The 10,769-nt window shown below is 65.7% G+C and carries 8 protein-coding genes and 1 pseudogene; 3 read left to right on the top strand and 6 right to left on the bottom strand.

Annotation, left to right across the window (positions count from 1 at the left end; all coding sequences use genetic code 11):
• From DD1DGNOD_RS26490 to DD1DGNOD_RS04210, 4 genes and pseudogenes are all read right to left on the bottom strand, one after another.
• A pseudogene (locus DD1DGNOD_RS26490) lies at positions 1-769 on the bottom strand (DUF3450 domain-containing protein); the annotation flags it as partial.
• Entirely contained in the window at positions 726-1,229 is a 504-nt protein-coding gene (locus DD1DGNOD_RS04220; RefSeq protein ID WP_131769489.1) for a Wzz/FepE/Etk N-terminal domain-containing protein, read from the bottom strand. The pseudogene DD1DGNOD_RS26490 and the gene DD1DGNOD_RS04220, both read right to left, overlap by 44 nt.
• Before the next feature lie 574 nt (positions 1,230-1,803).
• Positions 1,804-3,081 (bottom strand): class I SAM-dependent methyltransferase, encoded by a 1,278-nt coding sequence (locus tag DD1DGNOD_RS04215; protein WP_131765310.1) that lies wholly within the window; start codon positions 3,079-3,081, stop codon positions 1,804-1,806.
• A 616-nt stretch (positions 3,082-3,697) separates the two neighbouring features.
• Positions 3,698-4,723, bottom strand: a complete 1,026-nt coding sequence (locus DD1DGNOD_RS04210) for an NAD-dependent epimerase/dehydratase family protein (RefSeq protein ID WP_131769488.1) — start codon at positions 4,721-4,723, stop codon at positions 3,698-3,700.
• A 359-nt stretch (positions 4,724-5,082) separates the two neighbouring features.
• On the opposite strand from DD1DGNOD_RS04210, the gene DD1DGNOD_RS04205 reads away from it, so the two are divergent.
• Together DD1DGNOD_RS04205 and DD1DGNOD_RS04200 are read left to right on the top strand one after the other, a co-directional pair.
• Complete coding sequence (locus DD1DGNOD_RS04205; RefSeq protein ID WP_131765309.1) at positions 5,083-5,349, top strand: hypothetical protein; 267 nt, start codon at positions 5,083-5,085, stop codon at positions 5,347-5,349.
• Positions 5,350-5,588: 239 nt separating this feature from the next.
• On the top strand, positions 5,589-6,242 hold the full coding sequence (locus DD1DGNOD_RS04200) for a PIG-L deacetylase family protein (protein WP_131765308.1): 654 nt from the start codon (positions 5,589-5,591) through the stop codon (positions 6,240-6,242).
• A 35-nt stretch (positions 6,243-6,277) separates the two neighbouring features.
• Here DD1DGNOD_RS04200 and DD1DGNOD_RS04195 read toward each other — a convergent pair whose 3' ends face one another.
• The gene (locus DD1DGNOD_RS04195; protein ID WP_131769487.1) at positions 6,278-7,258 is read right to left on the bottom strand and encodes a hypothetical protein; all 981 of its coding nucleotides are present in this window, start codon (positions 7,256-7,258) and stop codon (positions 6,278-6,280) included.
• A gap of 171 nt (positions 7,259-7,429) precedes the next feature.
• Entirely contained in the window at positions 7,430-8,917 is a 1,488-nt protein-coding gene (locus tag DD1DGNOD_RS04190; RefSeq protein ID WP_131765306.1) for an MFS transporter, read from the bottom strand.
• 799 nt (positions 8,918-9,716) lie between these two features.
• Here DD1DGNOD_RS04190 and DD1DGNOD_RS04185 point away from each other — a divergent pair.
• Complete coding sequence (locus DD1DGNOD_RS04185; RefSeq protein ID WP_131769486.1) at positions 9,717-10,529, top strand: hypothetical protein; 813 nt, start codon at positions 9,717-9,719, stop codon at positions 10,527-10,529.
• Positions 10,530-10,769 lie beyond the last annotated feature (240 nt).

Below are 10,769 nucleotides of genomic sequence, written 5' to 3'. Positions count from 1 at the left end.
GTGCGAGACCGCCGGGCCGGGCCGCCCGGGCCGGTGCGACCCGGTTGTACAGCAGATGGCCGTTGCCACCACCGGACGAACGCGCCATGCAGGTCGGTTCATGGGCCCACCGGGGAAGCTCACCGGATACAGCCGGCGGCAGGCGTTCCAGGGCCCCGCGGACGTCCGGAGCAGGCGAGGCATCCAGGATCAGCACGATTCCCTGGTCGTCCGACCAGTTCGCCGACACCGCCGCGACCAGATCGGGCGCCAGGTCGCCCGGCCCGGCCGGGGTAAGGGCGATGACCTTCCCGGTCGGCGCCAGCACCGAGGACATGGCGGCGACAAGCCTGTCGGTCGGCAGGCCGCCGCCACGCCCGCCGGGAATGTCCGCGATCAGCGGGACACCCAGGACGTCGGCCGCGGCCCGGCCGTCCAGAACCGTCGGCCGGCGCAGGTAGGCGCACCAGACCACGACCACCGCCAGCAGCAGGCCGGCCAGGGCACCGGCGAGCACGTTACGGAACAGCTTCGGGGTGACCTGGCCGACCGAGTGTGCGGACTCCGCGAGAGTCACCGAAGCCGCGCTCAGAGCGGCGTTGACCTGGACCTCGGAGATCCGTCGGTTGAATTCGGTGACCTGCGCGTCGAGGTTGCTGATCTGGGCGGCGAGAGCCTGGCCGTCGGCCTTCCTCGGCAGTGCGGCCCGCTGTGCCTCCAGCTGCCTGAGGTTCTGGGAGATCTCGTCACGCCGCTCCGTCAGCTTGTTGACCGTGCTGCTGCCGTTCACTCCGTACTGGGCGAGGAGCTGCTGATAGGCAGCCTCGGCGACCTGGACGAGACGTACCGACTTCTCCTCGGTACTGTCCCTGCCGGCGATCGAAGAAGTAACCCTCGTCGGACGCAGTGACCTTCACCTGCTTGGCCACCGTGCGCCACGGCACCTTCAGCTGCTTGGAGATCAGATCCAGTGCTGCGGTGGAGCCTGCGAGCTGGGCCTGCGTCTGGACGACCCGGGTGGCGTCGACCGAGTCCGAGCCGCCGCCGAACGCCACGTCGGAGGTGTTCAGGAACACCCGGCCGGTTGCCTCGAACTGAGGGGCCTGCTGCTTGCTCACGATGAGCACGAAAGCCGTACCGGCGATGACCGCGAGGACGATCGCCAGCCACCGGCGCCTGAGGATCCGCAGCAGCGACACCCTGGGAAGACCTCGCTCCGTCTCGGCGCGCGGCTGGGCGGCTCTGCTCACCGGAGCCTCCTCCCCAACCCGCGAGAGAACGCAAGATCACCGGAGAACGCGGGGAAACGGAGGAGGCGGACGCCCCCGTACCACCGGTCCTGCGCAAACATCGCAGCCCCCTGGATTCCTCGGGGCCTCCCGAACCCCCCGGATCCGACAGGAACCCCGAGCGCGAGAAACCCGATGACCGCACCGTCCTTAGCCACTGAAAGTACACGGTGCACCGGCCACACGTTTCCGGACCAACGGAACCAATTGGTGAGCATAGGTGATCACAAAAAGTAACAAACGTAAGCCTAGAATGCCACAAGTAAGAGCGTCCGGCGATAGGGGCACGGATCATCGATCCGGATCGGAGTGCGGCCTGCGGCCCCACCGGCCACGCCCGATGCCTCACTCCGGCGGCAATCCCGTGTGCTCCGACCGCGAAGTCCGCTCGGCAAGCTCCCATAGGCCGGGATCGGTCACCATCAGATTGCTCTCAGTAATTCGAAGCTTCCAGGACCTCCCAGATCGGCTTCCGGACCCCGGATCCGGCAGGAAACTCAAGCGCGAAAAAGCATGATCGCGCCGCCTTCGGCCCTTAGCACACAACCGGTCGGGGAACCGGCACGATGAACTTGCCGCCCCTACGGGCGAACGCAGCCTGCTGATCCATGATCTCGTCTCTGACGTTCCAGGCCAGCAGGAGCAGGTAATGCGGCTGGCGCTGGGCCAGGACAGCGGGGTCGAGGATCGGCGTGCGCGCGCCCGGGATGTACTTGCCCTGCTTATGGACGTTGCGATCGACCACGTACTGCACAAGATCGGTGGTGATACCGCTGGAGTTCAGCAGTGTGGCCCCCTTGGCCGCGGCGCCGTAGGCAGCCACGCTCCGCCCGTGCGCGCGCAGCTCACGCAGGAGGTTCAGCAGCTCGTCCTGCAGCTCACGCACGTCGTCGGCGAAGCTTGCGTACCGGTCGAAGGTGTCCAGACCGGCGGCGCGCTCGCTGTCGAGGTACTCGCGCACCCGTGGGTTGGGCGTCTCGGCCTGGCTCAGCCGCCAGCGCAGCGTGCCGCCATGGAGCTCGGGGAACTCCTCCACCCCTGCCAAGTACAGACCGTGACGACGCATCAACGCATCCACGGCGATGGTGGAGAAATAGCAGAAGTGCTCGTGGTAGACGGTGTCGAACTCGGTGTGATCGAGCAGCGCCCCGACGCCCGGGTTCTCCACTTCGACGATCCCGTCGTCGGCGAGCAGGACGGACATGCCCTCGACGAAGCCGTTCAGGTCGGGGACGTGTGCCAGTACGTTGTTGGCGATGATGACGTCCGCGCGCAGCCCCTGGGCAACGAGTGACCGGGCAAGCTCGGCGTCGAAGAACTCCGCGAGAGTCGGCACGCCGATCTCGCGGGCGGCGGACGCGGGCCCGGGCGACGGCTCGATGCCGAGCACCGGGATCCCGCGCTCGACGAACGCCCGCAGCAGATAGCCGTCGTTACTTGCGATCTCCACGACCAGGCTGTCGGGGCCGAGGTTGCGACTGGCGATCAGGTCCCTCACGTGCTTGTCGGCATGCCGGCAGAGCGTGTCGCTAAACGATGAGAAGTACGGGTAGCCGGCGTCGAAAATCTCCTCCACCGGTAGGGCGTGGGTGAGCTGGACCAGGGCACAGGACTCGCAGAAACCGACCTCGAGGGGGAAGACGGGCTCGGGCTCGGTGAGGTCGTCGGGCCGCAGCAGCCGGTTGGCGATCGGAGTCCGGCCCAGGGAGAGGAACGGGCGTGGCGGCAGCCCACCGCACGAGCGACAGGTCTCGACCGGTACAGCCGCCACCTGCGCTCGGATCTGTGCCTGACCAACGGACTCGACTGACATGCGATCCCCTACCTGGCTTTCGATCGGCACCTGGTTCTGATCGGTTCTGATCAGCAATTAGCCGTGATCGGTAATTGCGGTCCACGCAAAGATCGACCGCCGTGTCCACCGAAAGCGACGGTCACTGGCGTGTCCACCAAGAGCAATGGTCACTGGACGGGTTTTCCACCGGATCGACATGGCGTACAGGAACGTACCGGAAGAAAAGATGAAACGCTCGTACGAACAACGTGGCGCCCATCACGGGAATTGCTGACCGGAGCGATTAGACTCGCCATGGGGCATGCTGCCATCGGGCATGTCACGACCCGCTCGCAGCCTGCTCGGGAAGTCATGATAGTGGCTTGTCCGAGGTTTCTGACGAGGTCAGTGGCTGTGAGGAATCAGTCAACCGGCAGCGGTCGGAGATCAGGCAAGCGGTAGCCAGGCGTCCACCACGAACACGCCGGCGAGCCCGGCCGGTTCTGACAACCATCCAAAGCCTCCGGTACTCGTCAGTGACCCGAGGACCTGGGTCACCCGGACCTCCCGGATCGGCTTCGCCGCTCCGGCAGGAACCCCGGCTCCGGCAGGAACCCCGGGCGCGAGAAAGCATGATCGCGCCGCCTTTGGCCCCCTAGCACGTCCAGAAAAGATCGCTGTCGACCTGGCCGGTCTCGATCAGGTACTGAAGCTGCCTGATCCGGGTGTGCCCACGGCCGGTGAACGTTTCACTGTCGAGCCGGACGTGCGCGAAGAGATCGTGGAGTTGCCGCACCCCCCGCGAAGCGTCCCAGTCACAGGAGAAACCGGGAAGAGCAGTATCGATCTTGTTGAAGTCGACCCGATAGCTGCGGTTGTCGTCACCGTTGTCGCCGAAGCTCAGCCGGCAGCCCGTGAACACGCTCGCAACCATGTCCGCGATCTCCTTCACCTGGTAATTCTGGACGCTGCTACCGACGTTGAACACCTCGTTGTGGACGGCGTCACGCGGTGCGACCAACACGCACCGGACGGCCTTGGCAATGTCGAGAGCATGAACCAGCGGACGCCACGGCGTCCCGTTGCTGGTCATGGCGATCTCATCGGTCGTCCACGCCAACCCGCAGAGGTTGTTCAGGACGATGTCGAACCGCATCCGCGGAGAGGCGCCATACGCCGTGGCGTTCCGCATGAAGGTGGGCGAGAAACCGTCGTCGGCCAGGGCCGTGACGTCCCGCTCGACGAGAACCTTGCACCGCGCGTACGGAGTCTGCGGGTTGACCGGCGACGTCTCGGTGAGATCCACATCCTCAGCCACCCCATACACGCTGCATGACGACATATACACGAAACGCGACACACTCGCCTGCTTGGCAAGCCTCGCCAGCCGGACAGATCCAGCGTGGTTGATCCTCTCGGTGACCTCCGGCGCGAGCTCACCGAGAGGATCGTTCGACAGTTCGGCCATGTGCACGACCGCGTCCATGCCCGAAAGATCACGCAGGGTCACTTGCCGGAGGTCCCTGTCGAGGGTGTACGGAGTGTGGCCACCACCGCGGTAGAGCCAGCCGGACCGGTAGTACCCGGTGTCCAGGCCGACGACCTCGTGACCGGCACGCATCAGCTCAGGCGCGACAAGACAACCCAGATAGCCCTCCGAACCGGTGACGAGCACCTTCATCGGCATGTCCTCCCACGACCCCAACCCTCCTGCTGACAGGAGACCGTACCCAGCAGGCGACCCGGACGAGCCGTCCGGGAGGCCCAGGTCCCCGGGTCGCCGGGCTCTGTCTGGCGGATATTGGTCGTCTGGGCGCCGATCCGCGCGATTGAAGATCCACCAGACAGGCCTGGGATGGTTTCAGGGCACGGGCTACGGTGGTTGCCATGCCCGGAGTGCGCCCCTATGAACACGGCGTCACGATTACCTTACAAAGAGTAATGGCAATATGCGGTCACGCTCTGCACCCGCTGTGCACGGCCTGGAAAAGTCGCAGTCGACCCGTCGAAGAAGGGCAGGATCCCGAAAGCCGGCCGCCGGTGACCGTCGTTCCCGCGTACCGCGAGGCGGTCGTGATCGGAACCGGGCTCGACGAACTGATCCGCGGCGGTCGTCCCGACCCGCTGGAGATCAGCGTTGTCGCGGACGACCCGTCCACCGCCGATTCCCACCGGACGTGGCTCTCGGCGGGGTTCGGCATTTTCTCGTCCGGAAGCGACCCGCCGGGTGACCAAAACCCGAACGGCAGGTCGTCCCCCGCCTCATCACCACCGCCGGCGGAGTTGGCGGTGAATCGTGCCTTGTGAGCAGACCTGAAATGACTTCCCGACCCGACAACCAGTTCTCTCGTTCCGCCCCCACCTGCCCGGGTGTCGTGGCAGGTTCTCCGAAAAGCGGAGTCGATGCGTCATCGTGGTCGTTCCGCCGAAGGCAAGATCCATCGGGTGAAAGGTGGGTACTGGTGAAAATCGAGCGCTTCAACATGCGGATGGGCGACGACCAGCCGCCGCACAGCGACCCTCCCACGGCCGGGAGGTAGCCGCCGATGTTGGAGATGACCGCCGGGCGGCCCGCTGACGGACATGGCTACCGGATACTCGCTCTCGGCGCGCACGCGGACGACGTGGAGATCGGCGCGGGCGGCACGATTGTCCAACTCCTTGCACAACACCCGACCGCGTCCGTGCACTGGGTGGTCTTCGCCAGCTCGGGCGAGCGGGGTAACGAGGCCGAAAGCAGCGCCCGGGACCTGCTGGGGACCTCGCTGGGCTCCCTGCACCTGCACGAGGTCCGTGACGGCTTTCTGCCGCGGGAATGGGGCGGCGTGAAGGAGGTACTGCTCCAGATCGCCCGCCAGGTCAGCCCGGATGTCGTCTTTGCACCGTCCCTGTCGGACGCACATCAGGACCACCGGACTCTCGCGGAGCTCGCCTGGCAGGCATTTCGCGGGACGCTGATCCTCAGCTACGAAATCCCCAAATGGGACGGCGACATGATGCAGCCCTCCTTGTACGTTCCGCTGTCCGAGGAGACCGTCACGGCCAAACTCGCGCACATCACCCAGCATTTCCCCAGTCAGAAGGACAAACCCTGGTTCGACGAGGAGACCTTCCGGGCGATGTTGCGGCTGCGCGGGGTCGAGTGTGGTACCCGCTATGCCGAGGCGTTCGACGCCCGTAAGGTCGTCTTCAGATGGTGATCGGCGGCTGCGAGCGGCACAGCTGTAGTCCCCGCTCAGCGGACCACAGCCGGCGACCATGCCTGCGAGACGAGGATGCGCGGCGCGCCTGAACCGGCCGCCGGCTCGACCCAGGTGTCGGTGGTCGCGGCCGCGCTCCCGTCCCGTGGCAACCCGTAGGCGACCGTGTCGTTGTCGAACCAGGCGATTTGGTCGTCGACGTTGCGCTTGTCCGCCAGCTCCGTGCGCTGCATCGTCTTCAGATCGAGCACGGTTGCCCGCCACTGCACCGGGCCGTCGTTCCCGGTGACCCGCTGTTTGAAGGCGATGCGGGTGCCGTCGGGCGACAGCGACGGGCACTCCACATTGGTCGTGAGAGCGTGCACCTGCTTCGTCCGGATGCTGCCACGGACCAGGTAGGTGGTGCCGCCGGTCGCGAACGTCGCGTAGAAGGTGTCGTCGTCCGAGGCGAACGTCACACCCCAGAAGTTCTGATCCACCGGGTTGATCCGCTGGCCGTCCCGGAATACCGCGAACTGCTCGAGATTGCCCAGCTCGCGCTGTTCACGGACATCATAAAGGGTGGTGGCGGTGGAGAAGGCCGGGCCGGCGTAGGAGTGGCCCGACACGAACACGGTGACCGCGGCCAGATGGCCGTTGTGCGACAAGCGTGCCCGGCTCGGCGCACCGGCCACCCGGAAGCTGTGGGTGGGGCGAAGATCGGAACCAAACAGATACGCTTTGTAAGTGGTCACCACGCCACGTTCGGCGCCGAGACAGATACCGACGTCACCGGCGATGTCCACCCGATCGCACGACAGCGAGGTGACCTCCCGGGGGCCGGCAGGATCATTCAGCGGTACCATCGACACTCGGCCGTAGGAGGAGTCCCGGGCCGTGCTCCGGAAGACAATCTTCGGTTCTCCGGTTAGCAGGACCCCGCCGCTCTCCCCGGCAGATGCCGCGGAACGGCGTGGATCTGTCGCGTCGCGGTGAGCCACGTACAGTCCGTAGCCCACAGCCAGAACTACACACACCACCAGAACCGCTGTGAAAACGAGCAGACGCCGTCTGCGCTGCCGCGGCACCGGAGCATCCGGCTTCCGGGCGGCAGCAGGCTTGCGCGGCACGCCGGCCCGAGGCGATCTGAGTGAACGCGTGCGTGTCCCGGTTGGATCAGGCACCTGTGCCCGCGCCCCTTCCGTCATTTACTTTCCATCATTGGCTGGCCTGAACGCCGCGGCACGGCTGAGCACGGCCACCGCCAGAGCGCATCCGACAGCTCCGGATCCACCGGCCAGCCAGAGCGCGGGCCGGGCACCGTAGAACGTCCACACCGCTCCGAACCCGACGGAAGCCGCCAGCTGGCCGAGCGTCACGCCGGTCTGCAGAAGCGCGATCCCGGTGGTCCGCGACCCGGGCGGGAGCAGCGCGCTCGCGGCCGCCGGCAGGATGCCGTCGGTCGCCGCATAAAAGGCCCCGAGCAGCGCCAGGCAACCGACCAGCGTCGCGACGCCCGGCCGCGGTACGAGGAGCACCAGGTAGACGGTGACCAACGCCGCATAACCTGTGATCAGCATCCGTGCACGGCCGACCCGGTCGGCGATCCGTCCCAGCGGAACGGCCAAGCCGAGGTACACGCACGACGTCCCCGCCGCGAGCAGCGGGAAGTAGTACGCCGCGAGATCCACCTCCTGCTGGAGGCGAAGGTATATGAAACCATCACCGATCGCGCACAAAGACAGGACGACAGCCGCGATGACAAGCGCACGGTAGCGACTATCGGCCAGTAGAGCGACCGCGGCCCGTAGAGGGCGCGTGGGATAGCCGAGTAGGTCGTCTTCGTCCGGTGCGCCCGCCGGCGCCGGTACGGTGCCAGGTACCACAGCGTCAGGTGCCACAGCGTCAGGTGCCACAACGTCAGGCAGCACCGGGTCAGACACCATCGGGTCACCGGTGGCGTCTCCGTCGGGCATGACATCCGCCGTACCCGGTGGATGTCGCTCAACCAGAAGGACGATCACGGCGACGCCGATCAGCGCCACACACGCGCTCACGACGAAGACCAGGTCATACGAATCAGGTGACGCGGCCAGGAGCATAAAGGCGACGAACGGCCCGAGCATCGCGCCGACCGTGTCCATCGCCCGGTGAACGCCGAAAACGAACCCGAGGTCGCTCTCCCGAGCGGCAAGTGACAACAGGGCATCCCGCGGGGCTGTCCGCAGACCCTTGCCTATCCGGTCGCCGGCCAGCGACCCGGAGATCACCACCGGGGACGCGGCCCCCACCACCAGTGCGCCCTTTGCAAGGGCGGACATGGCGTACCCGACTGCGGCGACGTCACGGTGGCGCATCCATCGGTCGGACGCCAGGCCGCTCACCAGCCGTACGAGCACGCTCGCACCCTGATAGAAACCGTTCACCAGCCCGTACTGGAACGGGCTGAAGCCTAGCGTGCCCACCAGATAGAGCGGCAGGACGGCGGTGACCATCTCGGTCGACAGGTCGGTGAGGAGGCTGGTGAGGCCGAGCAGCAACACCGTGGAACCGACAGCCCGGCGGACCCGCCGAGCGGCCCCGCCCCGCTCGGTGTGAGCGAGGGTCGTCCCGTCCGCGGAGATGGCCGCCGGAGCGGTCCCGAATGCGCCTGACTGCGGGGGGTCTGGTGGACGGTCACGCAAAGTCGTATACATGGCCTCCCCCCTCGCCACAGACAGGCTAGGCCATGCAATATCGATCTTTAACACCGCATGGAACACCGAAGCGGACGCCGCGCCGCAGACGAGGAACCGGTCCGCACAACACCGGGCCTTTCCGATTCCCACCGACAGCGCGCCGTCTATCCGACCGCCGATCCACCGGGTCCGCCCAGAACGTCACATCCGAAGTCTCAGGCGACCCGGGGACCTTGGTCTCCCATGCCTCGAACACAAAAGAAGCCAGAAAGAAGCTTGGCCGCGCTGCCTTCGGCCCTATTAGACACACGAGAACACCTATCGTGATCTATTATATGCAAAAAGTTACACTTCCTCAAGGATTGCCATCCTTAGCAAAATAGATGCGCAATCTAAGAACATCGGATACGCAACGTCAATCAATCAGAGCAACACATCAACAGCACTCTACGAAATATCAGGATTACGCTTAGTAGGTGTAGAGGAGCGGCGCTACTGTCATCGCGGGGGAACCAAAGCCGTAATCACGGCTCAAGGAGGAGAATTCACAGTGGGCTCACATCGTCGTCTGGGCGGACGGTTCATGCCTCTACTCGCCGGAGCAGCTGTGGCAGCAGCCGGAGGGCTCGCCGGCTGTAAACCAACGGTCGATCCGGGGCTGACGTCAACACCCGCACCGTCGGTCTCCGTCGGTCTCGCCGCGACGCCCACCACCGATCCGTCTCCACAACCAGCCACACCACAGGCGGCAGCCACGGTGACTACGGCGACAGGCGCACCGAGCGTTTCAACGACGACCCAGCCCAGGGCTCAGGTCGTGGCGGCGCCCGCCGCACCCACCACGTTCCCGAATGCCGGGAACACAGGGGTACCGGCCGGTGTGACGCTGACCGACTATACCGGCCCACGGGAGATCACCAAGGCCAACACCGTCATCCAGAACGTCCGGATCAAGGGCGGGAGCCGTATCATCATCTCCGCACCCGGAGTGGTGATCAGGAACAGCGTCATCTCGACCGACGACACCTTCGGCGTCAGCGTGAACAACGACGATGTCTCCAACGCCTCGGTCGTGGTCGAGGATTCGGAGTTCGTGGGCAGCTACGATCCGAAGCCGGCCGACGAGATGGCCATCCGGGGCAGGGGCTGGACGATCCGCCGGGTGGAGATCCGCGGCTTCCGTGACGGCGGCGGCATCGATGGCAACAACGTCATCGAGGACTCCTACATCCACGACTTCGTCGTCAGTTCGGCGTGCGAGCACGCCGACGGACTGCAGGGACTCGGCAACACCAGCAATATCACGATCAGGCACAACACGATCGACATGGCCCTGGACCACTGCATGGCGGGCGTGATCCAGCTCGGCACCGAGTTCGGCAGCAACCACAACGTGGCTGTCGACGACAACTGGCTGGCCGGCGGATCGTGGATCTTCTACTCCAGTCTGCTTCCCGGCGTTTCGAGTGACAATATCAAATTCACCAACAACCACCTCAGCAAAAAGTACTTCCCCAACTACGGGGTCTACGGCGTGTGCCACAACTGGATCGCCGGCATAGCCGGTGTCCAGTGGTCCGGCAACGTGGACGCCGACAGCGGAAAGGTCATTCAGGCACCGGTCACCTGAGACCGGAGGCGGATGTAATGCCGGACAGCGACCATTCATGAATACGGTGGCCCGGGGCGCGTCCCCGGGCCACCGTATTCATGTCCGTACTTGTTCATGTCCGTACTTCCGTGCCGCTGCTGAGCACGGTTACCGGCGGTCCCACCGGCCGCTCACCGCGGCGACCACACCGGCTCCCGCCAGCAGGGAGACCACGGCCGACGCCGCCACCTTCGTCCAGGCAGCCGGCCGTCGGCCCGC

It is taken from the genome of Candidatus Protofrankia californiensis, from assembly GCF_900634765.1.
Classification (GTDB): domain Bacteria; phylum Actinomycetota; class Actinomycetes; order Frankiales; family Frankiaceae; genus Protofrankia; species Protofrankia californiensis.
Note: the sequence above shows the minus strand (reverse complement) of the source record. Positions and strands in the feature narration are given on the sequence as shown.